Origin of the sequence: Latilactobacillus fragifolii (assembly GCF_905332535.1) — a bacterium.
Taxonomy (GTDB): Bacteria; Bacillota; Bacilli; order Lactobacillales; family Lactobacillaceae; genus Latilactobacillus; species Latilactobacillus fragifolii.
This window is the reverse complement of the sequence record NZ_CAJOCF010000005.1, coordinates 1-22,284: the sequence shown is the minus strand read 5'-3', so window position 1 is coordinate 22,284 and position 22,284 is coordinate 1. Positions and strand designations below refer to the sequence as shown.

Sequence of the window (22,284 nt, the reverse complement as noted above, 5' to 3'; positions counted from 1 at the left end):
GAGGGGGTTATGACAGACATGTTTTTGTCATAACCCTTTTTATTGCTATTTCAGAGAGAAAGACTGACGCCTATGTTCAAACAAATTCGCACTAACCGTTACATCAAAATGATTCGGCCCGGTGATATAATAGTCGTAATTAGTTTGTTTATGCTATCGTTTACCCCAGTTGCTATTTTTAGCTGGCATGAATGGCAAACAACGCAAGCGACAGGTTCAAACACACAAGTATTGACGGCTTATGTCAAACACGATGGTAAAACCGTCTATCAAGTCAACCTAACCACCCACCGTGGCGTTAGCCACTTTACTTATCGCGATGCCGATGGTGACTACAACAAAATTCAAGTGACCGATCACGCCATCGCGGTTACTGAAGCTAATTGCTTCAATCAGATTGATGTTAAGCGTGGCAAAATTTCTAAGCCCGGCCAAACGATTGTTTGCTTACCACACAAGTTACTGATTGAAATTAAAGCCAAGGACGGGACCGACACGGGCGGGATGGTTTCTGCCTGATTTAAAAGGAGCACAAGCGATGACTAACAATCAAACGCGTAAATACATCTATATTGCACTCTTGTGCGCTCAAGGAATCATTATCGGCCTTGTCGAACGCGCGATTCCATTTCCATTTGCCGTAGCCCCGGGTGCTAAGTTGGGACTAGCCAATTTAATCACTATTATTTCGTTATTTACCCTACCGGTCAACGACTGCTTTTTATTGATGATTATGCGGACTGTTTTATCCGCCTTGCTAGGGGGGACCCTCTCAACTTTTATGTATAGCCTTGCGGGCGCAACGTTAAGTTTTTGCGGTATGGTCTTGCTAAAACAGCTTAGTCGCCGTTTTATCAGTATGATCGGAATCTCAGCCACTGGTGGCTTGCTCTTTAACGTCGGTCAGCTCTTAGTCGCGAGTTTTATTGCCCAGAGTTGGCAGGTGCTCCTCTATCTACCCATCCTTGCATTTCTCGGCATTCTCGCCGGAATCGCGGTCGGTATCGCCGCAAACTTTTTATTCGAACACGTCAAAACCCTGACTTTTTTAAAAGCGCAACACGAAATTTAGTTTAACAAGGAGTTAATGATGGCAAAAATACATGCCATGTGGCAGAACTATCCAGAAATCGAAACCGAACTTGCGCAAAGTCTTGCGCTAATTGAAGATAACATTCACACCAAAAACCAAGCCGTCACCGACGCTATTTTAGAGATGATTAGTGCTGGCGGCAAGTTGCTCCGCCCTGCTTATTGCTTATTATTTTCACAATTTAATCCAGTCAACCGGCAGAAGATGATTGCCTTAGCCGCTGCTATCGAAACGTTGCACACTGCGACGTTAATTCATGATGATATCGTGGATGATTCCGATTTACGTCGCCATCAAGAATCAATTCAAGCCCGCTTTGGCAAAGATGTCGCTGTTTATGCTGGCGATTACTTATTCGTTGTCTGTTTCAAGTTATTGGCCAATTATGCGAGTGATTTGAAGAGTATCCAATTTAACAGCCAAACGATGGATCAAATTCTCGATGGTGAACTCAGTCAAATGACAACGCGTTATAATCTCGATTTAACCCCCAAACAGTATTTACAACAAATTAATGGCAAAACTGGCCAACTGTTCGCGCTCAGTTGTTTCATTGGTGCTTACGAAAGTCAAAAAGGCTTGAAGTTTGCCCACCAAGCCGAAAAAATTGGCTTAAATATCGGTCTCGCCTTTCAAATTTTGGACGATATCTTAGATTATACCCAGACTGACATTAATTTTGGCAAACCCGTCCTCGATGATATGCGCCGCGGTGTCTATTCGCTTCCCTTAATCATGGCCTTACAATCCAATCGCCAAACATTAGCACCTTACCTCGACAAACAAAGCGCCATGACCGATGCCGACGTCCACGCTGTTCAAAGCATCGTCCGCCAATCCGGGAGCGTTGAAAAAGCTCAAGCACTCGCACAAGATTACACAAACCGCGCACTCGCTGGTCTTGCAAAACTACCAGCTATGCCGACAAGAACAACATTACAACAATTAACAAAACGTTTATTAACTCGAAAAGCCTAAAAAAAACGGGTATCATGGCGGTGCTTGCCATGATACCCGTTTTACTATGATGCCGCAAAGCCGACCCTAATCGAGTAGCCCTTATTTTTTAAGCTGTTTATCGGATTTGAACCGACGACCCCCACCTTACCATGGTGGTGCTCTACCTACTGAGCTAAAACAGCATTTCACAATTGATTACCAACCGTGATATAAGTATATCGAAAAATAAAAAGCGGGTCAAGCCCCTAGAGGCCAACTTCTGTATCAGAAAGTGCTAATTCGAAATGTTGTTGTAAGAATTTAGCGACCCCGTCGTTCGTATTGGTTTCTGTTACATAATTTGCAGTGGCCTTGACTTCTGGCAAGGCATTCCCCATCGCAACACTGTACTTCGCCGATTGTAACATTCCCATGTCATTTTGACCATCGCCAAAGGCAATCGTATGTTCAGCATCAATTCCATGAAGCATTTGAATCTGGCGAATTGCAGTAGCTTTGTCAACTCCAGTTGGCATCATTTCGATGTTATCTGGGCCAGAAGAAGATACGCTCATCACAGCTTGATTCATTAATCGTCGTTTAGCGACCGCTAACCGCTCGGGATGGCCCCGCCCAATGATAATGCCATTGGTAATCTGATCACTTAAATTCAATAACATTTCTAAATCGGTCACCGGATGATGATCAATATCGGCATTCAACAATAAATTGCCCGCATCACGGGCGACAAACTTAGGAATTTCTTGTGTATAGTAAGCTGTATCAGTGGTAAAAAAATACGCAGATAAATTAGGATCTGCTAAACACACTTCATAGGCCGCTTTGAGCGCCTTTTTACCTAAATAGGATTTGTTCATCTGATGACCGTTTTCAAAAACAGCACCGTTAGAAGCCACAATCCGAACATCATCGTTAATTTGCCGTGAGATTACCCGACCAAGATTGTACATCCGGCCCGTGGCAATGTAGAAAAGCACATCACGTTTTTGTAACGTGCGAATCACACGTTTAGTCAAAGGTGTCACGATTTGATGGTCGCGTACTAACGTCCCATCAATATCTGAAAAAACTAAGTAAGGTGCCATATAGATTCCCCTCAATTTAGATTTGTAACCGGCAACACTTCTTCATTTTAGCGTATTTAGATGAAACGTTAAATAGGCAATTTTGTTTCATTCACAATCAAACGATTATTTTATAGCAGTAAGTCTTGCTATTTACCATTACATAGTTTATTATCACCTTATTTGGTAATTTTAATAATGTCTGAAGGAGTTTTTGGCTATGGATAAAGAAAATCTCAATATCGGTGATTTAGTAACTGGCAAAGTGGACGAAGACCTCGAGGGGGCATTCACAGGAACTGTTGAAAAAGTATATGAAAACTCCGCTTTAATTAACATTACGGATTTCGATGCAGCTGATAAGGCTAATGTTTCGGAATTAAACAACAAAATTGTTGTTAATCTTAAGCAATTAAAAGCTGCTAAAGCAAAATGAAAAAGCATCCTTAGCGGGTGCTTTTTTCATGCGCTCAAACGGATTTTAACCACCCTATTGCGGATCTTGGGGATCATTCACAAAAGTACCCACGTGTATTTAAAAAAGCGTAGTCAACCATTAAGGGGACAATCGACGGTCATTCAGTCGATTGTCCCCTTTTTAGATAGGCTTAAAAGATGCCTACTTTATTCTACATTTTCGAACTTGCCCCATAAGTTCATTGTCGATTGAATATTGACAAAGGCATTCGGATCCGCATCCATAACGACCCGTTTTAATGCCGTTAAATCGTATTTGGAAACCACCGTCATGATCACCGTTGTTTCTTGGTTGGTATACAGCCCAGTTCCATCTAGTTCAGTGGCCCCATGAATAAAGTCGCGCATTCGCTTCTTCAAATCTTCAGGGCGCTTGGTAAAGATTGTTACGGTCACCTTTTGTTGCTGAATATAAATGTAATCCATCAACAAACTTGAAACGAAGATTTCGACGATACTGTATAAAGCAGCACCCCAACCAAAAAAGATGCCGGCTGCAAGGATAATCATCCCGTTGATGATGTTATTCACGACGCCCACGCGTTTGCCAGTTAATCGACCGACTAACGACACAATGACGTCCGTCCCACCAGTTGAAAAACCGGCATTAAAACACAAGCCAACCCCTAAACCAATCAACGCGCCACCGAACAAGGCGCCCGCAAAGCGTTCCGTTACAATTGGATGGACAGGTACTGGAATGACCTTCAAGAAAAGGACACTTGTAAAAACAGCGACGATACTAAAAATCGCATACTGATGGTTGATTTTGAACCATGCCAAAATCAATAACGGCACATTCAAAATAAAAACCAACATCGCAACACTTAATGAGCCGCCCAGATACGTGACTAACGAGGTTAGCAATTGAGCAATCCCTGTGACCCCACTCGAATACGTCTTCGCCGGAATCAAGAACAGATTAACACTCATCGCTGCCAAAAAGCCGTATATCATCGCGATAATAATTTTTTTCGAATTTCCTTTTAAAGCAATCATTGTAGCACCTCCATCGATTAAAAAAGCCACACTCTCCACTTGGAAGAGTGTGACAAATGATTAAAGTGCGCCCTTGGCTTATAGGTTCTTGTCCATCACGAAGGTTAACTTAGAAAGTTGCGTCCCTTCTGTCACCAATTGCGCTAACAAATCGGTTGTTGCTTTATGGTAGTGTGCAGCAATTTCATGATTTTGATGGGTTAAAAAATCAGTGGCAGCCACTTCTGTCTTCACAGCAGTATCTACCGCAGCAATCTTAGTTCTTGCCCATTCTGATAATGCTTTTTGATAGTCAATATCAGCTTTTTTAAAGGCCCCATAGTGTGATTCAACAATCATTGCCAATGCTTCGTATAACCAATAAGCGTTCTTCAATTGCATCTTCGCTGGCAGTTCGCGATAACTTTCATCCGTATCCGTCGCATTCGTAAAAAATGGTACGTGCGGACAGAATGTTGGTACCCCAAAGCCTAGCCATTGAACACCGCGCACAGCATCTGGCACATTATTTCTAATCTGACAGATATGTGAGTTTTGTGTCCGTGAAAGTGAAATTGCCCGATAAGTCGTCTTTTGTTCTTCTGTCCCATTACCAAGTGGATCATAAATAGTTTCGTTGTAATGTGATTTTAACACATATTGAACGTCTTCCACACTTATTTTACGATTGGCCTTGCGAATGAATGGCAAGTCACTTGATTCTGGTTCTTGTTTGATTTCAGGATTTAAATAGCGTTGGGCATACCAAACCCGTGGTGTGTTATAGTGGCGATCCAATTCAGTATCTGTCCCAAAAATCTTGCGGAAGTTCCATTCAGTATCACTTGGATTCAAATGATTTTCACTGACGAATTCTTGAATCCCTTCTGACCACATGTAATTTTCGGGATCATTAAAGTCAACATCTTCGATTGCAATTTGGTTAGCAGCAACTGCGTAGCAATCATCCGGAATTCGAACAGCAACCCAGTGATGCCCAGTAACAATTTCTTGATACCAAACCTCATTTTGGTCACTATATTGAACCCCATTCCCTTCAGCTGAACCGTATTTAGCAATCAAATCCCCCATCAATTGAACCCCTTGACGTGCAGAATCGATATATGGAAGAACCAACGTACACATTGAATCTTCAGCTAAACCTTGCTTGACCAATGGATCATAAGCTAATACCCGTTCGTTAGCATAGACACTTTCAGTTGCGGAGAGGGCGACATTTTTTTCATTAATCCCGTCTTCTTCATTTAAACCATCACTTAAATCGCCATTGGGGGTCGATGTGTAACGATAACCGTCCGCCGGTAATGGCACAGTTAAGCCATTATATTTTGAAACATATGTCGCGTGTCGATCATGAACTGCTGGTTGTACGAAGAACCGTTTAGGATGGATTGCATAGAAGCGATCCTCATTTCGCGAAATCATCGTAGAGCCATCAATTGACGCATTTTTTCCTACCATCATTGAAGTACATGCTGATAATTCAATTCTGTCTGTCATTTGAAAAACTCCTTTTTATTAAAAATATGATTCACTAATTGATTAATAAAACTTAGTCGGTTACCCGCCGGATCAAATGCTCGGTGTGTTCTAGATGATTCAAGTACACGAGTAATCGTTCATATAGATATTCACCGGCTTCATCATATTGCCCTGCCAGTGCTTGACCAATCTGGTGGACACTTCGTTTGCCGTTCACATGTCTAAAGACAAAACTACCGTACTCATCGAGTTCCAGCTGGGTTTCTAGCGGAATCTTCACGTGCAAACGCCGTAATGTCCGTTGAATCCAATGGTTCTGCGGCCGGATAATAGTGACTTGGCCAGCTTTTAACTTAAATTGGACTTGCGGATTTTTTTCATAGACAAGTTGTTCTAAATCAATCTCCGCTTTCTGACGTCCCATCTTCTGTTGCTCCTCCTTTATGAATCATCATAAGTGGCACAGTAATCGAAACAACCATGACAGCCAATAAGATTATCCCCATTGCATTGGTATTCGCAAAACCAGTAAGGACATGGTCTTTTAACACACCAGTCACGTGGAGAATAATCCCAATTAAACCAATAATTGAACCACCCGCAATTAAACCAGATGATAAACTAATCCCACTTTGAACCCGGTTATTCTTAATCGCTTCATCACGCGTTACTTTTTCAATAAAGACTTTAATCAAAGCACCGATTAAGATAATTGAAGTTGTTGAAATTGGTAAGTAAAAGCCAATTGCAACTGTCATGATTGGTAAATCTAAGAAGTAGAACGCTAATGCCATTACAACCCCAACGATAATCATGATCCATGGTAATTTACCCGTCATAATTCCCGATGTTAACGTAGCAATTAAGTTAGCTTGTGGTAATCCAAAGGCTGGTGTTGCACTATCTGTAACAAATTGTGGCGACAGAATGGTGATTGTGCCAACAGTTACGATAACGCCGACAATGCCAGCAATCATAAAATATTTCATCATTTCTGATTTTGAACCACCAATAACATATGTTACTTTTTGAGATTGCATATAACCCCCACCAACAGCAATGGCGGTCACAACGAAGGTCCCAAACATTAATAAGATTTGCGTATGGTTATTATCCGTCCAACCAAATAATACGAAGACGACCGTCATAATGACTAATGAGGCAATCGTCATGCCTGATACAGGAAGGTTCGAACAACCAATGGTCCCAGCAATTCGTGCTGAAACAATGACAAAGAGTAAACTCAAAATGGCTGCTAATAATGCCCCAACAATCCCCATCAAGAAGTTTTGCGCAATGATTACGCCAACAACGAAGATGCCAACCCCACCAGCAACAATCGCCACCATGCCAAGGGTATTTTTTTCTTCGCCTGCTACGTTTTTAGCAGCTAATGTTTTCTTGATTGAGGTCACAATGGTTGGGATTAATTTAATCGCACCGATTAAACCACCACAAAGCATCATTCCCGCACCAATGTATTTAACGTATGAACTCGATAAATCGTTAACCGCCATTTGGTTCACAGCTAAACTTGTGTTATTCCAAACATGGGCACCGTTGCCTGCCATATCCGTGAAGTACCCGATTAATGGTGCAATCGCAAAGTTGGATAAAATCGCACCGGCAAACATTGTTAATGACACTTCTAACCCGACGATAAAGCCAATCCCTGCTAGTAATGGGTTCACTTCAACGTCTAATTTCCATTTATAAAATGATGAGCCCACGTAGCTGATCATATTATTGACAACCCCAAAGACTGATGATGTTAGCATCGTGATAATCCCACCGATACCAAAACCAACCCCCATGTATTTAAGCGAGTCGCCACCAGTATCTGACGCAACCAAGGCTTCTGAAATCGCCATGGCTTCTGGATAAACCAACTTACCATGTTCTTCAACTATTAAATAGTTATGCACTAATGAGGCTGTTCCTATTGAAAAAAGAATGGCGAGTACCCCCACAATAACCCCTTGAATAAAGTTAATGTGACCACCAATTAAAATAATAGCTGGTAAAACATAAATCATCCCACTGGCAATTGATTCACCACCACTGGACATTCCTTGCATAATATTTTTGCCTAGAATCCCTTTTGATTTGGCAAACGCCCCGACTAACCCGGAACCAATGATGGACCCTGGAATTCCGGCCGCAACAGTTAAGCCGGCCTTCATTCCAGAATAAGCTGTTGAAGCAGCAAAAATAATGGCTAAAATGCTCCCCATAATTAGTATCGCGACGTTGCCGACCTTTTTGTCGCCTTGGTTGACATATGGTACGTATTTCTCACCTGAAACGCCGCCGTACGCGGATTTCGAAAGTTTCTTTTGCATAATGGTTCCTCCTAAAAGTCGTTTTTATTTAAGGCTCTTATCCTGACCAAAGATTTGCATCTTCAATGCAACCCCAGTTGGTGTGGCAGCTAACCCACCCAACCCAGTTTCACGTAATGTAGCTGGCATGTCTTCACCAATTCGTTTCATGGCACCAATCACTTCATCAGCTGGAATTTTGCTGACTAGCCCTGCCAATGCCATATCAGCACTCGTTAAGGCATCTACGGCCCCAATCACATTGCGTTTAACACATGGTATCTCAACTAATCCAGCAACGGGATCACAAACCAATCCCAATAGATTAGACATCGCCATCGCGAAGGCTTCTGACGATTGTTGTGGCGTGCCACCGGCAGCCTCAACTGCTGCCGCCGCCCCCATGGCAGCAGCACTCCCCACTTCGGCTTGGCAACCGCCAGTTGCCCCGGCAATCATCGCCGTATTGGCAACAATCATCCCAAAGGCTGATGCACAAAACAAGAACCGAATTTGTGCATCCCGATCAAGTGCCAAACGTTCTGTAATAACTGCTAAAACACCAGGTAGCGTGCCTGCTGAACCAGCAGTAGGCGTCGCACAAATAATCCCCATTGAAGCATTCACTTCATTAGTGGCCACCGCATTTTGCATAGCGGTCAACATCACATCACCTGACAACGACTTACCTTTTTCACGATACCGCTTTAATAGAACTGCCTCACCACCAGTAATCTTAGTGGCAGACTGAACCCCTTCACCGGTCACGCCTTTTTCTGCGGCCGCAATCATGACATCTAAATTTTTCCCCATGGTGGCCCAAATAACCTCACGACTAGTGTGACTCATCGCAACCTCTTGTTCGATAATCAATTCTGAGATTGGTAGTTGCCGTTCTTGCGCCGTCTCGACTAATTCGTGAATTGTTGTATACATCTTCTCACCACTTTCTATAACACAATAACGTCTTGGCTCATTCCGCGAACCTGTTCAATCTGTTCTGGATACGGCTTATCAATCAATTCAATTTTATACAAAAACCGATCGGGAACTTTAACCGAAATACGCTTATCACGATAGTTGCCTTCAAATATTTGATCCAAAGCATCCCCGATTTCTTGTTCCGATTCGACAAAAACCAATGGTAACGGGCCAGCAGTTTTGATAACGATGCCGTTCAAATTCACTTGACGAATTTCGATGGTCCCGCCACCAACTGAACATCCCCAAATCGTTAGTTCCTTCTCACGATTGATTAACGTTAATTCCGCCGTATTGGGATGGTTAATCGGGCTATTCCCTGGGTCTTCGATGAAAACAACATCAATTCCTTGACGACGCGCTAAATCAACTGCCATTGGTACCCGTTGATCGGCCGGATCAAATCCTAGCACACCACTAATAATCGCATAGTCGGTGCCATGCCCTTGGTGAGTTTGTGCAAATGATTCATAATAGCGCACAATGACTTTGTTAATCGGTGCATGAAAAAGACGATTGGCAACATGTCCAATAGCGACTGCGCCAGCAGTATGTGAACTTGAAGGGCCAATCATAATCGGGCCGATAATATCAAAAACGCTGCGATATTGATTTGTCATGTTCCCCTCCTACTTTCTGAGATAGTATTAATAAATAAGACGACTTATCCAACAAATCACAATCTCTACATCTGTACCATAACACAAAATAATCCTTGCTTCATGATATTCTACTAAGCAACTTTGTGAAAAAATGAGAGAATTCTTAGATTGACTTTTAAAACCAATTCCATCATTCGCTTTACCGGTTTAAAATTAGTTATCAGCCACTTTCAAGATTATATCCCCCAAATCATACTCTTTTTTCGTAAGTTACCGAATTTTATTGTACTACAACACAGGTTTTTAAATCCACTATCTTTGCGTCACTGTTTAATAACGACTATAATAAATAGCACATACATTTATATTGGAGGTTTTATTTATGCGGATTTTTGTTATTGGCGCCCATGGTAACGTTGGCCAACTCCTCATTAGCCAACTTGTTGCTGCTGGTCACACTGTTACTGCCGGCATTCGGGTTGAACAACAAGTGGATGAACTTACACAACTAGGTGCTAGTGCGGTCTTATTCGATTTAACCCAACAACCTAAGGCGTTAGCACCGCTATTAGCCAATCATGATGCGATTGTCTTTACAGCTGGTTCTGGCGGTAAAACGGGTGACGATCAGACACTATTAGTCGATCTCGATGGTGCCGTTAAGAGCATGGCTGCAGCTAAGATTGCTGAAGTAAGCCGCTACGTCATGGTCAGCGCTCTCTTTGTTGAAGATCGGACCAAATGGCCTGAAAGTATCAAGCCGTACTATGCTGCAAAATACTATGCCGATCACTGGCTAGAATTTTCTGGTTTAGATTGGACCATTCTGCGCCCTGGAGCACTGACAAACGATGCAGGCACCGGCTTAGTGACAATGCAACCAGCTGGTGGTCAAGTTGCCCGTGCTGATGTTGCTGCGATGATTCAGACCGTCTTAGAGCATCCAACCGAAACTATCCACAAGAAATTCTCGTTCGTTAACGGCGACTTACCTTTAATAGATGCCATAAAAAAAGCAGACTAAATCAGTCTGCTTTTTTCGTAGTCTTTTTGGCGGTCGTGGTCTTCTTCGTCGTTGCCTTTTTGGTTGTCTTCTTAGCAGCGGCTTTTTTCTTAGTGGTTGCTTTTTTCTTAGTCGCAGTCTTCTTAGCGGGCGCCTTTTTTTCAGCTGGTTCTTCTTTAGGTGCTTGTGAGCCGATTACGACAGCTTCCAAGTCTTTTGTTAGTAAGTCAGCAATCTTCGTCCAATTAGCAGCGGCGGCAGTTGCAAAAGAAGCCACCGGTCCAATTAAATCAATCCGCATGTTCGATCGATTAATCAGTGGTGAGGTCACGTATAAATAAAGGTTCACTTCTACTTGATCCTCAAGTTCAAAAAATTGATTTACTTTTTTAATGTATTGGAGGGGCAGATTCACAATGCCCGTTTCCAGGGTCACTTTAATAGGTTCACCAGCATATTCTGTCAGCACTGAAAAAGAGGCCAAAGCTTGTTTTTCGATGGCCTTATCAATAGCAGGTTTTAACTGTGCCAAAATATCGTCCGCCACAAAAGGGTCTGGCGTAGGGAGCTCATATTCATCCGTTAAATAGGTTTGATCTTGGATTTGATTGATAAACGCTTGTACTTCTATCTTCATCTCGTCAGTCCTTTTTTTAAATCTCTACATATCATAGCTTACTTAGGGTTAAAATACAAAAAAACATCCCACCTAGGTGAGATGTTCGTCTAATTGCAATCATTAAAAGACACGGCGTGCAAAACTTGGAGCATAATATTGCATTGAACCGATCTTAACATTTTCGCCAGGTTGTGGGGCATGGATATATTGGCCGCCACCAATGTATAGGGCAACATGGTATGAGCTACCTTGTGAACCCCAGAATAATAAATCGCCAGGTTGTAAGTTGCTTAATGAAACAGCATAACCGGCACTTTCTTGAGGAACTGTCCAACCACCGATACTCTTACCGGCAGCATTTCTGAAGACATAATCCATTAAACCAGAACAGTCAAAACTACTTGGCCCATGAGCTCCCCAAACGTAAGGTTTCCCAATTTGAGCCATCGCTAAATTAATAACAGCTTGCACATTACCGGTCGTTGTTGCCGGTGCCGTTGGGGTTGGGGCTGGCGTATTTTCAGTAGGCGCCGTTTGAGCTGCTGGCGTTTCAACCGGAGCGGGCTTCGTTGCAGTTTCAGCTGGAGCCGGTGTCGTTGATTGTTGTGCTTGAGCTGGCGCTGTCCTTGCTGTTTGAGCAGATGCACTACTTTCTGTGGCAGCTGGCGTACTTTCTTGTGTAGCCGGTGTTTCAACCGGAGTTGATTCACTTTCTGCAACTGGAGCTGTTTCATTTTCTGTAGCGGGGGTTGGTGTTGTCGGAGTACTTGCGGTTTGAGCCGGTGTTGTGTCAACTGGGGCTGGTGTCGCTGGGGTTTCAACCGGTGTCGTGGTTGTCGATGGCGCTACTGGCTGTGCAGCAGGCGTCGGTGTCGCTTCAATCTTACCATCACCTGTAAAGCGTGCTGGCACCCAACCGCCGTTTTCAAGTTGATACCATTCTTCACCTGAAACCGTTTCTGTCTTTGTAATGTTGACCGTTTGTCCATAACCTAAGTATTGGCCTGTTGGGGCTGTATAAGTTGCCGTTGACCAAACAGTGGTTGCACCGCCAGCATAAGCAATCCGCGCTGTCTTTTGGGCAGCTGGTGCTTCTGTTGAAGATGTCCTTTCAGTTGGTGTCGCATTGCTAATCGTCAAGTAACGTTCTGGCACCCATTCGCCGTTGCCAATTCGGTACCATGTTTCAGCACCAATCTTTTGTGATGCCAAAAGATTAACTGATTGGCCCTTAAAAATGTATCGTTTCGCAGTTTGACCAGTTGTTGGACTTGTCCAAACAGTTGTTGCACCATCTGCGTAGTTGACGGTTGCTGTTGTTGCTGCTTGTACTTGCCCTGCACTCAATAAACCAATCCCAGCTGCCCCTAAAATTCCAGAACTCAATGCAATCAAACTCTTTGTGTTGTTCATTAAACTGTCTCCTGTCGATAAATTTTTATTTGGATTTTCTTAATTATCGTAATTAATTCATAACTAACTTTGCAAAAAATTAATTTCTAAATGCAATTTTAGCACAGACCCAAGTAAACATTCAAGTAAACGCTATGAACAACTGTTTAAATATCAACAAAAAAAGCGCCCCGACACGGTTTGTGCGGTGGCCCTTTTTTTATTAATGGGCAACGTTGCCGGCCACATTCAATGCATCCCACGTTCTTGCAAACGGTGGCGCATAAACAAGGTCAAGTAACCCGAGTTGTTCAGTTGTCATCTTCGCTTGAATGGCCGTTGCTAATACATCAACGCGTAACACCGCGTCTTTTTGACCAACAACTTGGCCACCAATTAAGATATGATCTGCTTTAGTATAAATCAGTTTAATCGTTAAATCTGATTGGCCTGGATAATAGCTTGTTTGGTTCTTATCGTGAATTAAAACAGTCCCAAACTCAAGGCCAGCCGCCGCTGCTTCTTTTTCCGTCAGCCCTGTTCGGCCCGCTTCTAGCGTGATTAACTTCACACCAGCTGAATTCAACATTCCTGGCAACTGCGCTGCTTGGCCGCCTAAATTGGTGCCGACAATCCGGCCTAATTTATTGGCCCCGGTTGCAAGTGCTGAATACATGGGTTGGTGGGTCACACTGTTAATAACCGTTGCGTTATCACCAGCAGCATAGACATTTTTAATCGATGTCCGGCCCGCTTGATCGACAATAATCGCACCGTTTTTCAACTTCTGTAAGCGATCATCTGTGATGAATTGCGTATTGGGCCGAATCCCAGCTGCTACAATTACTAAGTCTGTCGCATATTGCCCTTTATCAGTCACAATCCCAGTTACTTGATCCGTTCCTTCCAAAGCTTGAACGGTTTCTGATAAGTGTAACTCAATACCATTATCCCGTAAGTCATCCGCAAACATATCCGTTAATTCCGGATCAAATGCCAGTGGTAAAATCCGATCTTCTAATTGGATGACCCGCACTTTTTTTCCTAATTGATGAAACTCTTCGGCAATTTCTAACCCGATAAAGCCCGCACCAATCACCGTTACAGATTGAATCTGCGTATCTTGACCTAATTCACGTAAAGCTTGTCCATCAGCCATCGTCCGTAAATGATAGACGTTTTTTAGGTTAACATTTTTAATCGGTGGCATAATGGCAGTCGCCCCGGTTGCCAACATCAATTGATCATATGAGTCTGTCTTTTCTTGACCCGTCTTTAAATCACGGACAACGACTGATTGCGCATCGAAATCAACGGATACAACTTCATGTTCAAGCTGGACATTAATCCCTTGTTGGGCAAATTTTTCAGGCGTTCGGGCAATCATTTGGTTGGGATCTTCGAAATGGTCACCAACAAAATAAGGTAAGCCACAAGCACCAAAGGAAACATAATCCCGTTTTTCATATAACGTGATGTCTAAATCTGGATTCGTTCGTTTGGCTTTTGCAGCTGCACTGGTCCCTGCAGCTGTAGCACCGACAATAATCGTTCGCATCGCTAACCCCTCCATTTTTTGAAATTAAGCCATTTCATCTGAATCTTCCGTTAAACTCATATCATTAAACTTATTCTTATCTAGTCTTCCCAATAAGTGCGCCGTCAAAACACCAGTTGTCATTGAGCCATCAACATTCAAAGCTGTCCGCCCCATGTCAATTAATGGTTCAACTGAAATCAATAGGCCAGCTAACCCGACTGGCAAGTTCATTGAAGATAGGACGATTAAAGCGGCAAATGTTGCACCACCGCCGACACCGGCAACCCCAAAAGAACTAATTGCGACAATCAAGATCAATTTAACCAAGAAACCAATGCTCCATGGATTAATCCCAACAGTTGGGGCAATCATCACCGCGAGCATGGCTGGATAAACACCAGCACAGCCGTTTTGACCGATTGAAGCCCCAAATGAAGCTGATAAGTTAGCAATACCATCTTCAACCCCTAAGCGTTTTGTCTGGGTTTCAATGTTCATTGGAATGGACCCCGCACTTGTTCGAGAAGTGAACGCAAAGATTAAGGTTGGAATGACCTTTTTGATGTAGTTAATTGGATTTAAGCCTGTCAATGTGATTAATAGGAAATGAATCAAGAACATGATAATTAAAGCCACATAAGAGGCAATCACGAACTCACCCAGACTGAGAATCCCTTTGACGTTTGTTTGCGCTACGGTTGTTGTCATTAAGGCTAACACCCCATAAGGCGTCATCCGTAAAATTAAGGTTACCATGCGCATGATAACTGCGTATAAAGCATTAACAATTTTATTGAACATTTCTGCTTGTTCCGGCTTTTTACGCCGTAATTGTAATGCGGCAACCCCTAAAAAGGCTGAGAAAATAACAACAGCTAGTGTCGATGTAGGACGTGAACCCGTCATATCCATAAATGGATTTTCAGGAATGAAGCTGACGATTTTTTCAGGAACTGTTTGTTCTTGTACGTCGCCTAACTTCGTTTGTAATTCTTTTGAACGGGCCTTTTCGACTTGGCCTGATTGAATATCACTCGCATTTAAGCCGAAAACATCCGCGGTCATTGAACCAACTGTGGCTGCGATTAAGGTTGTAAAGATTAAGATCCCAATGACCATGCCGGCCATCTTCCCTAAGCCCTTAGATGATTCTAAGTTCGTAATGGCTTGAATAATCGAAACCATGACCAACGGCATAACGATCATTTTTAAAAATGAGACATACCCGTTGCCGACAATCCCAATCCAATCGGCTGTCTGTTTAACAACTGTTGAATCTGCTTTGAAAATAATCTGTAAGAGGGCGCCAAATAAAATCCCGACCCCCAATGCCGTGAAGACGCGGCGACTAAACTTAACGTGAATCCGGGCCATCTTGTTTAAAACAAATAACATGATGAGCATGATTACGATGTTGATGACGACATATGTAATTGTCATTTCTCTACCCCATTCCTTTTTTAATACTTACTTATTGTAAACGATAGTGACTATTTTTGCATTAGATAGGTCCTAATTCTCATAATTTATTTCATAATGGCGCCCTACTAGCCAAAAAGTAGCTTTTACTTTCAGAAAAAGCCTATTTTAATCAGCTAGTTCTCTTACACTTTTATCATACAAAAAAGGCACTGACAATGTTCAATTGCCTGTGCCTTCATTCATGATTATGCTCGGCTATCCCCATTTGTGGCGATTACCTTTTGGACCAGAGTTCATCACAACATCACCCAAGCCAATTGAAGCGACTTCCCAGCCCATTCAAGTACCTTTATGCTACTTAAAAGGTTCAACTCGTCCATCTGCGTAAACTATCCAATAAGCGCCCGATTGGCCAGAAATTGACCAGTAAACAGGTGATGATATCCCTGCTGATCCATGTGCTACAGTCCACCCATCATCCCCTTTTTGTTGTTTTAGATAATTAATCGCCTCTTCAGCAGTGTGAATGACATCTGTCGAAACTGGTTGGTTCCCATTGGCTTGTTCTCTTTGCGTTGTCTCAGCAACCGATGATTTGCCAGATGAAGTATTTGATTCTTTTGTTACATCACTTGTAGTAGTTGGTTGATTCGGCGTCACGCCATTTACAATATCACTAAAGCCATTTTTTAGTGTGGCATTTTTAGTTTCGTCAAAATGAATCAAATTATCAGGCATCCCTTGATTCTGTTGCGTTATTAAAACCATCGGCTTGTCATCATGGATTGAAAATAAATATAGGTGAGCAGTACCAAAGTTTGCACTTGAATCCTCTGCATAGATTGCAACAACTTGATAATCTGCCGTTCCATTCCCATCCTCTGACCAAGCAACTGAAACTTGCTGATTTGCGACCGCAATTTGGTTTTTACTAAAATCTTGCGGATACTTCTTACCATAGAAATCAGTATTATTTTCAGGATAATACGCTGCATATGTTTGCCCCATCGAGCGACCCCAATTGCCCATAAACGTTGCCAACTTATGCATTTTATCCTTACTCCACAATTCTTTTTCTTGTTTGCTAAAACTTGATTCTTCGTCCAATACTTGTTTATCTTTTTTGCTATTCTTCATTTGAATCGATTGACTTGAACGACGTAATTCGCGTACTTTTTGCGTCTTTTGACAAGCACTTAAAAGCATTAGCATTAAAAGACTAATGCCAACCAATTTAACCTTTCTAATGATTTTATTCTCCCCCCAAAAAACATTTAAATATCCAAATCAATGACGTTATCTCCGATTAACGCTTCACTTTTATAGGGATCTGTCTTCCCTGAAAAAATTGGGTCTGTTGATATATTTTTTTCCAACGGCTGATTACCCGTGACGTCACGGCCCCATAACTTATTATGCTTAATTTTCGCCCAATTAGATATTTCATAGTGTTCGTTATCAGGCGTCCGGTAGTCTAAATAAAGTTTGCCATTATCTAAATAAGCATGGACTAATTTACTACCTTTATACTCAGAAAATATTTCGGTTGTATTTTTTTGGACTTCTGTAATAACGGCCGCCAAATTTGTTGGATTTTTTTTCGGCTTATTACGCTTTAAACCAGAAACCGTCAAATTGATATTATGGCCCTTGCGCCCATAATAAGCATATCGTCCACCATCATTCAATATTTTTGCTAACTTGACCTCGCTTATTGCTATCTTGTCTCCATTAGAATACCCTTTTTTACTTGTAATATCAGTCGCTTTATTAACGTATGTTTTTCCATGTCCAGTATAATAAAGCGAAACCCTCCCATGGGTATTCGTTCCAGAATTGCTAAGCTTAAAATCTGACGCTTTAATGTCTTTAACAGCTATTCGTTTTTGTTTCTTTAGACCTTTTACCTTATAGGTCTTATTGACGGGCTTAAAAAACGGCTTTGTAGTGTCATCCTTAATTGTTAATTTAATTGTCTCGCCATTTTTTAAATTACTACTTTTATCAAAGTCAATGCTGGTTTTCTCCATATGCTCAATATAATTTTTTGCATTGTTAATTTCTGCAGATTTCATCGTTAATGGATTAAATTTATCTGCGTCATATAAATCGCTTGAAGAATCCGCAGTTTCGATTAATGAATCCAATGTTTTTTTATCAACATTTGCCTTTTTACCTTCAAAACGTGCAATCTCTTTATAGATTTGAAGTGAACTTTCTTCTGCTATTGATGCTACTCCGTAACCGTTATAGCCAGTAAACTCAACCTTCGCCTTTTTTAGAAAATTGTTTGCGCCACAACCTGCTATTATACCTACCAAAAGAAGAAATATTACCCCTATATCTAATCGCTTCTTCATTAAATTTAACCTCCAAATAGATATATATTTTAATTATATATCTAATATTATCATAAAAACATCTAAAAAGATTTAAAATAAGCAAAAACATCTTTTTAGATATTCAGAAAAGTACCGATTACCGTCAAAATTTTACAAAAGGACGGTGCCATCTATGTTACCTAATAATATTAGCCATCAAATACGTAGTAAGCGGAGATTACTTAATCTGACCATTGAAGAATTAGCCGAAAAAAGCGATACTTCTGTAGCGCTCATTTCTCGAATTGAAAGAAACGTCGTTGATTCTGTCAGTCTATCCAAGTTAATTGCGGTGATAGATGCTCTTGCTATTCCTATGTCAGATATATTCGGCGTCCCAAATGTCGATAATCAAACAAATGAGTTGTGGGGCTACCTCATGTCATTGTCTGCAAGCGAACGTCAGGAAAAGGCTTCAGCAATCTTAAAATTAGTTAAATAGTCCGCCAAAACTTAACGCAACACTTTTTCCGCGCACAAAAAAAGCCCCTTCCTGACGGAAGGGGCTTTTTTCACAGTATTCCGAAGAATAAACACCTTGTGCTCCACAACACAGCGGGCGAAAACACCCTTGCAATACGGCAAGTGGTTAAATAAATAACCGTGGTATCCTGTATCTTTGGGTCTCCTAGCTGCCTTCGCAGAATAGTTACCTACCGAGACTTACTCGACTCATCGCATGAACTTATTATAGCATACTTTTTAGTGCCGCGATACCCATTTCGGCGTAATCGATCGTTTTCGTGTTATATCGGCCAAAATTTGCGCCAACATAAAGCCAACGGCAATCGCACCAGCAATCATAATCACGGAAACACCTTGGGTTGAAGCTTCATTTAAGTTACCCAACACGAGGTTGCGAATCGCCCGATACGCAGTTCCACCAGGCACTAATGGGACTAACCCCGGAATATTAAAAATAATCACCGGCATCCGTTTATAGCGTGCCATAATATTCCCACAAATCCCAACGGCTAACGCGCCCAACAAATTAGCGAGCATGCGGCCACTGCCAAAGTTAAAAAGCATCCAATAAACTTGCCAGCCTGCCATGCCTGCCAAACCGCACCACAACAACGCTCTTCTTGGTAAATTAATACAAATTCCAAAGGCCACTGTTGAAAAATAACTAAACAGCGCTTGAATCATAAACTGTCCCCAATATGGCATCTGCTGAACCTCTCTTTACATAAAAAATCTAAATACGAGGGCAATCCCCGTTCCAATCGCAAATGCACTTAAGATGGCTTCCATCCCACGGGCCATACCAGACAATAAATGCCCCGCTAATAAATCTCGAATCGAATTGGTAATCGCCACTCCTGGAACGAGCGGCATGACAGCGCCAATGATAATGTTATCAATATCAACCCCTAAGTGCCATTTAGTTAATAGATAAGCTACTATTCCAATTACTGTTGCACTTAAAAACTCACCAATAAAGCGAATCATTGTGACCCGATTGACCACCGCGAAGACCGCATAGCCTAAAGCACCGGCTACCGCTGACGGTATGATATCTAACCAATCATATTCACCAGAAAAAATAATCATCAAAAGTGCCGAAATAATTGCCGCCGCCGTAATTTGTACCCACAATGGAAAATGGTCGGTATTTTGATCAATTTGTTTCAACCGTAGCATTAACTGATCCAGCGTAATCTCCTTAGTTGCAAACTGACGTGAGGCAGTATTCACATTTTCAACCTTTTCAAGGTTAATTGTGCGTACAGCAACGGCGCCTAATTGCACATAAGGTTGATTTTCAATCCCGATAAATAAACCGGTCGGTGTCGTAAACACAACGCTTTTTTGAATACCAGCATTATAAGCAATTCGGTTCATCGTATCTTCGACTCGGTACATTTCAGAACCACTTTCAATCATGATCCGTCCCGCAATTAGGCAAGTTTCTAATATTTTATTTTTTTGGGCAATTTTCATGGCACAACCTCATTCGGTAACTTTTTTCATTATCTCCATCATAACTTGTTTAAACTGAAATAGAAACCATTTACATATTAAAAATTGCTCATATACCGCCACAAAACCGCCTTCTTATGTTAGTGTAACTAAGAAGCACCATGAATAGCAATTAATTAAATGCGTACGGCGCTAGCTACGTTTTCAACGGGCTATTTTTTTGGACTTTTTTTAAATTGGAGGGTTTATTAAAATGATTTTAACGAAAAGAAAAACGCTTTGGCTATCTGTCCTACTTGGCTCGCTAAGTGCTTATGGCCCACTACTAGTGGATATGTATTTACCAGCGTTTCCAATTATGAAAGCTGATTTTCATTCATCCGCTTCAATGATTCAACTCAGTTTGACCATGTGTTTAGCTGGTTTAGCGATTGGCCCACTCTTCATGGGCGCTTGGAGCGATCGTGTCGGGCGCAAAAAACCATTGGTAATCGGAACGGCACTCGCTTTTGCGGCGTGTCTTTTATCCTTAGTGACCCACAACATTTGGCTTTTGTTCCTGTTACGATTTATCCAAGGGTTAGCGAGCTCTGCAGGACAAGTCATTACCCGGGCAGTCGCTAAAGATTTATTTAACGGTCAACAATTGACTAAATTCATTGCCTTACTGATGGCAATCAACGGCATTTTCCCAATCATCTCCCCCTTAATCGGGAGTGTTTTACTGCGTTTCACCTCTTGGGAAGGTATTTTCGGCTTCTTAGGCATTGTCGGGTTCCTTTTGTTATTAGGAATCATTATAGGCTTCAAAGAAACCCACCCAGTCGCCACGACCACCCAATTATCCCAACAATCACGCCTTGGTGTTCAGGCCATTTTTAAGGATCGTCCGTTCATCCTATTTGTTTTAATTCAAGGTCTCGTTTATGGCGCGATGTTCTGTTATATTTCTGGTTCCAGTTTTATGCTTCAAAACGTCTTCAATCTTTCTAAATCAACTTTCAGCCTAATTTACGGCATCAATGGGATTGGGATTATCTTGATGGCTGAAATGGCGACCGTCTTAATGCCCTGGTTCAATGAGTTACAACAATTGAAAATCGGCTTAATTGGCGGTTTAATTGGTGCTATCTGCGTCTTAATGAGCGGCTTGGGCACTAATCGCCTCTGGCTAGCCTTAATTGGCTTATTCCTAGTTGTCGCAACACTTGGTCTAATTAACGCTGTTGTCACCTCACTAGCCTTACAACGGCAAGGACAACATGCAGGGATTGCTTCGTCAATTCTTGGACTTGGTACGTATGTTTTCGGCATTTTCTTATCCCCATTAGTTGGCATTATGGGGAGTTATACCTATCTCCCATTAGCTGTTTTGATTTTACTTTGTGAACTAGGCGCATTAATTCTTTATCAACGTGTTAACCATATGGTTCGTCAATAATCCTTGCTCCCCCTAGATTAGTCTAGGGGGTTATTTTATGCATCCTTTAAAAAAGACCCGCAACTCTGTTGAAAGTTGCGGGCTACTGTTAATAGGCTGACTTCATTTCAGCTATTTTCTTATCTAAGTATCGTTTTAATTTTTCTTTTGGGAAGGCCCCGGTTACCTTTTCGGTTGCCTGCCCATTTTTGAAGATTAGTAGGGTGGGAACGGATTGAATCGCATATTGTTCAGCTAACGCTACTTGATCCGCTACATCGACGGTCCCCAAGCCAAACTGATTAGCCAGTTGTTCATGTAGCTCCGTAATCATCGGTGTCATAATCCGACACGGAGCACACCAATCCGCCCAAAAGTCTAAAATCACTAACGGTTGTGTCTGAACGAAGTTTTCGATGTTCTGTTCTGTTACGGTTTGAATCATGCTGATTTCTCCCAACTTATTATTTAATGACTACAAAAAAAGGTTGAACCTAGTGGCTCAACCTTTTTATATTTGCGCGGCAGCGTCCTATCCTCGCAGGTAGTTTCCCACCAACTACTATCGGCGCTAAGAAGCTTAACTTCTGTGTTCGACATGGGAA

23 protein-coding genes, 1 tRNA gene and 1 rRNA gene are annotated in these 22,284 nt (G+C 41.9%); 7 read left to right on the top strand and 18 right to left on the bottom strand.

Translation table 11 applies throughout. From position 1 onward, the window contains the following. The first annotated feature begins 72 nt into the window (after positions 1-72). The 3 genes from J7Q78_RS07240 to J7Q78_RS07230 are packed head-to-tail and all read left to right on the top strand — an operon-like array spanning position 73 to position 2,071. The gene (locus J7Q78_RS07240; RefSeq protein WP_208422650.1) at positions 73-519 is read left to right on the top strand and encodes a NusG domain II-containing protein; all 447 of its coding nucleotides are present in this window, start codon (positions 73-75) and stop codon (positions 517-519) included. Between the two features lie 19 nt (positions 520-538). Beyond that, entirely contained in the window at positions 539-1,072 is a 534-nt protein-coding gene (locus J7Q78_RS07235; protein ID WP_208422651.1) for a Gx transporter family protein, read from the top strand. An 18-nt stretch (positions 1,073-1,090) separates the two neighbouring features. Next, positions 1,091-2,071 carry a polyprenyl synthetase family protein gene (locus J7Q78_RS07230; protein WP_208422652.1) on the top strand — a complete coding sequence of 327 codons (981 nt, stop codon included), beginning with the start codon at positions 1,091-1,093 and terminating at the stop codon, positions 2,069-2,071. Positions 2,072-2,162: 91 nt separating this feature from the next. On the opposite strand, the gene J7Q78_RS07225 is transcribed toward J7Q78_RS07230, so the two are convergent. Then, a tRNA-Thr gene (locus J7Q78_RS07225) sits at positions 2,163-2,235 on the bottom strand. A 63-nt stretch (positions 2,236-2,298) separates the two neighbouring features. Next, on the bottom strand, positions 2,299-3,138 hold the full coding sequence (locus J7Q78_RS07220; RefSeq protein ID WP_208422653.1) for an HAD family hydrolase: 840 nt from the start codon (positions 3,136-3,138) through the stop codon (positions 2,299-2,301). Positions 3,139-3,337: 199 nt separating this feature from the next. Here J7Q78_RS07220 and J7Q78_RS07215 point away from each other — a divergent pair, with 199 nt between their 5' ends. Continuing rightward, positions 3,338-3,553, top strand: a complete 216-nt coding sequence (locus tag J7Q78_RS07215) for a DUF2187 family protein (protein WP_154243185.1) — start codon at positions 3,338-3,340, stop codon at positions 3,551-3,553. A 188-nt stretch (positions 3,554-3,741) separates the two neighbouring features. On the opposite strand, the gene J7Q78_RS07210 is transcribed toward J7Q78_RS07215, so the two are convergent. The 6 genes from J7Q78_RS07210 to sdaAB all read right to left on the bottom strand — a co-directional run bounded on the left by J7Q78_RS07210 (position 3,742) and on the right by sdaAB (position 9,997). Further along, positions 3,742-4,593 carry a YitT family protein gene (locus J7Q78_RS07210; protein WP_154243186.1) on the bottom strand — a complete coding sequence of 284 codons (852 nt, stop codon included), beginning with the start codon at positions 4,591-4,593 and terminating at the stop codon, positions 3,742-3,744. A 78-nt stretch (positions 4,594-4,671) separates the two neighbouring features. Beyond that, on the bottom strand, positions 4,672-6,093 hold the full coding sequence (locus J7Q78_RS07205) for a C69 family dipeptidase (RefSeq protein ID WP_208422654.1): 1,422 nt from the start codon (positions 6,091-6,093) through the stop codon (positions 4,672-4,674). 52 nt (positions 6,094-6,145) lie between these two features. Beyond that, positions 6,146-6,499, bottom strand: coding sequence for a PqqD family protein (locus J7Q78_RS07200; protein ID WP_154243188.1), 354 nt, complete (start codon positions 6,497-6,499; stop codon positions 6,146-6,148). Then, complete coding sequence (locus J7Q78_RS07195; protein ID WP_208422655.1) at positions 6,474-8,417, bottom strand: OPT/YSL family transporter; 1,944 nt, start codon at positions 8,415-8,417, stop codon at positions 6,474-6,476. Before J7Q78_RS07195 ends, J7Q78_RS07200 begins: the two co-directional genes overlap by 26 nt. 24 nt (positions 8,418-8,441) lie before the next feature. Beyond that, on the bottom strand, positions 8,442-9,332 hold the full coding sequence (gene sdaAA, locus J7Q78_RS07190; protein WP_208422656.1) for an L-serine ammonia-lyase, iron-sulfur-dependent, subunit alpha: 891 nt from the start codon (positions 9,330-9,332) through the stop codon (positions 8,442-8,444). Between the two features lie 14 nt (positions 9,333-9,346). Further along, positions 9,347-9,997, bottom strand: a complete 651-nt coding sequence (sdaAB, locus tag J7Q78_RS07185; RefSeq protein WP_154243191.1) for an L-serine ammonia-lyase, iron-sulfur-dependent subunit beta — start codon at positions 9,995-9,997, stop codon at positions 9,347-9,349. 364 nt (positions 9,998-10,361) lie between these two features. Here sdaAB and J7Q78_RS07180 point away from each other — a divergent pair, with 364 nt between their 5' ends. After that, positions 10,362-11,003, top strand: a complete 642-nt coding sequence (locus tag J7Q78_RS07180) for an SDR family oxidoreductase (RefSeq protein ID WP_208422657.1) — start codon at positions 10,362-10,364, stop codon at positions 11,001-11,003. A 1-nt stretch (position 11,004) separates the two neighbouring features. Here the strand turns inward: J7Q78_RS07180 and J7Q78_RS07175 are convergent, their stop codons facing one another. From J7Q78_RS07175 to J7Q78_RS07150, 6 genes are all read right to left on the bottom strand, one after another. Continuing rightward, on the bottom strand, positions 11,005-11,619 hold the full coding sequence (locus tag J7Q78_RS07175) for a hypothetical protein (RefSeq protein ID WP_208422658.1): 615 nt from the start codon (positions 11,617-11,619) through the stop codon (positions 11,005-11,007). A 102-nt stretch (positions 11,620-11,721) separates the two neighbouring features. After that, entirely contained in the window at positions 11,722-13,014 is a 1,293-nt protein-coding gene (locus tag J7Q78_RS07170; protein WP_208422659.1) for a C40 family peptidase, read from the bottom strand. A 202-nt stretch (positions 13,015-13,216) separates the two neighbouring features. Continuing rightward, entirely contained in the window at positions 13,217-14,551 is a 1,335-nt protein-coding gene (locus J7Q78_RS07165; RefSeq protein ID WP_208422660.1) for a CoA-disulfide reductase, read from the bottom strand. Between the two features lie 24 nt (positions 14,552-14,575). Beyond that, on the bottom strand, positions 14,576-15,973 hold the full coding sequence (locus tag J7Q78_RS07160; RefSeq protein WP_208422661.1) for an L-cystine transporter: 1,398 nt from the start codon (positions 15,971-15,973) through the stop codon (positions 14,576-14,578). Between the two features lie 336 nt (positions 15,974-16,309). Next, positions 16,310-17,188: a DUF4767 domain-containing protein gene (locus J7Q78_RS07155; RefSeq protein WP_208427753.1), complete on the bottom strand. Its 879-nt coding sequence runs from the start codon at positions 17,186-17,188 to the stop codon at positions 16,310-16,312. 41 nt (positions 17,189-17,229) lie between these two features. Further along, positions 17,230-18,315 carry a hypothetical protein gene (locus J7Q78_RS07150; protein ID WP_208422663.1) on the bottom strand — a complete coding sequence of 362 codons (1,086 nt, stop codon included), beginning with the start codon at positions 18,313-18,315 and terminating at the stop codon, positions 17,230-17,232. Positions 18,316-18,469: 154 nt separating this feature from the next. Here J7Q78_RS07150 and J7Q78_RS07145 point away from each other — a divergent pair, with 154 nt between their 5' ends. After that, positions 18,470-18,778 (top strand): helix-turn-helix domain-containing protein, encoded by a 309-nt coding sequence (locus tag J7Q78_RS07145; RefSeq protein WP_208422664.1) that lies wholly within the window; start codon positions 18,470-18,472, stop codon positions 18,776-18,778. A gap of 260 nt (positions 18,779-19,038) precedes the next feature. On the opposite strand, the gene J7Q78_RS07140 is transcribed toward J7Q78_RS07145, so the two are convergent. Together J7Q78_RS07140 and J7Q78_RS07135 are read right to left on the bottom strand one after the other, a co-directional pair. After that, entirely contained in the window at positions 19,039-19,506 is a 468-nt protein-coding gene (locus J7Q78_RS07140) for a threonine/serine exporter family protein (RefSeq protein WP_154243198.1), read from the bottom strand. Between the two features lie 15 nt (positions 19,507-19,521). Then, a complete protein-coding gene (locus J7Q78_RS07135; protein WP_208422665.1) occupies positions 19,522-20,280 on the bottom strand; it encodes a threonine/serine exporter family protein in 759 nt (252 codons plus the stop codon). A gap of 232 nt (positions 20,281-20,512) precedes the next feature. Here J7Q78_RS07135 and J7Q78_RS07130 point away from each other — a divergent pair, with 232 nt between their 5' ends. Beyond that, positions 20,513-21,700, top strand: a complete 1,188-nt coding sequence (locus J7Q78_RS07130; RefSeq protein WP_208422666.1) for a multidrug effflux MFS transporter — start codon at positions 20,513-20,515, stop codon at positions 21,698-21,700. 88 nt (positions 21,701-21,788) lie between these two features. Here the strand turns inward: J7Q78_RS07130 and trxA are convergent, their stop codons facing one another. Beyond that, on the bottom strand, positions 21,789-22,124 hold the full coding sequence (gene trxA / locus J7Q78_RS07125; protein WP_154243201.1) for a thioredoxin: 336 nt from the start codon (positions 22,122-22,124) through the stop codon (positions 21,789-21,791). Between the two features lie 74 nt (positions 22,125-22,198). Beyond that, positions 22,199-22,284 (bottom strand): 5S ribosomal RNA (gene rrf / locus J7Q78_RS07120); the annotation flags it as partial.

Coding starts and splice junctions, on each gene's coding strand:
- J7Q78_RS07240 (WP_208422650.1), top strand. CDS start 73: ATGTTCAAACAAATTCGCACTAACCGTTACATCAAAATGATTCGGCCC.
- J7Q78_RS07235 (WP_208422651.1), top strand. CDS start 539: ATGACTAACAATCAAACGCGTAAATACATCTATATTGCACTCTTGTGC.
- J7Q78_RS07230 (WP_208422652.1), top strand. CDS start 1,091: ATGGCAAAAATACATGCCATGTGGCAGAACTATCCAGAAATCGAAACC.
- J7Q78_RS07220 (WP_208422653.1), bottom strand. CDS start 3,138: ATGGCACCTTACTTAGTTTTTTCAGATATTGATGGGACGTTAGTACGC.
- J7Q78_RS07215 (WP_154243185.1), top strand. CDS start 3,338: ATGGATAAAGAAAATCTCAATATCGGTGATTTAGTAACTGGCAAAGTG.
- J7Q78_RS07210 (WP_154243186.1), bottom strand. CDS start 4,593: ATGATTGCTTTAAAAGGAAATTCGAAAAAAATTATTATCGCGATGATA.
- J7Q78_RS07205 (WP_208422654.1), bottom strand. CDS start 6,093: ATGACAGACAGAATTGAATTATCAGCATGTACTTCAATGATGGTAGGA.
- J7Q78_RS07200 (WP_154243188.1), bottom strand. CDS start 6,499: ATGGGACGTCAGAAAGCGGAGATTGATTTAGAACAACTTGTCTATGAA.
- J7Q78_RS07195 (WP_208422655.1), bottom strand. CDS start 8,417: ATGCAAAAGAAACTTTCGAAATCCGCGTACGGCGGCGTTTCAGGTGAG.
- sdaAA (WP_208422656.1), bottom strand. CDS start 9,332: ATGTATACAACAATTCACGAATTAGTCGAGACGGCGCAAGAACGGCAA.
- sdaAB (WP_154243191.1), bottom strand. CDS start 9,997: ATGACAAATCAATATCGCAGCGTTTTTGATATTATCGGCCCGATTATG.
- J7Q78_RS07180 (WP_208422657.1), top strand. CDS start 10,362: ATGCGGATTTTTGTTATTGGCGCCCATGGTAACGTTGGCCAACTCCTC.
- J7Q78_RS07175 (WP_208422658.1), bottom strand. CDS start 11,619: ATGAAGATAGAAGTACAAGCGTTTATCAATCAAATCCAAGATCAAACC.
- J7Q78_RS07170 (WP_208422659.1), bottom strand. CDS start 13,014: ATGAACAACACAAAGAGTTTGATTGCATTGAGTTCTGGAATTTTAGGG.
- J7Q78_RS07165 (WP_208422660.1), bottom strand. CDS start 14,551: ATGCGAACGATTATTGTCGGTGCTACAGCTGCAGGGACCAGTGCAGCT.
- J7Q78_RS07160 (WP_208422661.1), bottom strand. CDS start 15,973: ATGACAATTACATATGTCGTCATCAACATCGTAATCATGCTCATCATG.
- J7Q78_RS07150 (WP_208422663.1), bottom strand. CDS start 18,315: ATGAAGAAGCGATTAGATATAGGGGTAATATTTCTTCTTTTGGTAGGT.
- J7Q78_RS07145 (WP_208422664.1), top strand. CDS start 18,470: ATGTTACCTAATAATATTAGCCATCAAATACGTAGTAAGCGGAGATTA.
- J7Q78_RS07140 (WP_154243198.1), bottom strand. CDS start 19,506: ATGCCATATTGGGGACAGTTTATGATTCAAGCGCTGTTTAGTTATTTT.
- J7Q78_RS07135 (WP_208422665.1), bottom strand. CDS start 20,280: ATGAAAATTGCCCAAAAAAATAAAATATTAGAAACTTGCCTAATTGCG.
- J7Q78_RS07130 (WP_208422666.1), top strand. CDS start 20,513: ATGATTTTAACGAAAAGAAAAACGCTTTGGCTATCTGTCCTACTTGGC.
- trxA (WP_154243201.1), bottom strand. CDS start 22,124: ATGATTCAAACCGTAACAGAACAGAACATCGAAAACTTCGTTCAGACA.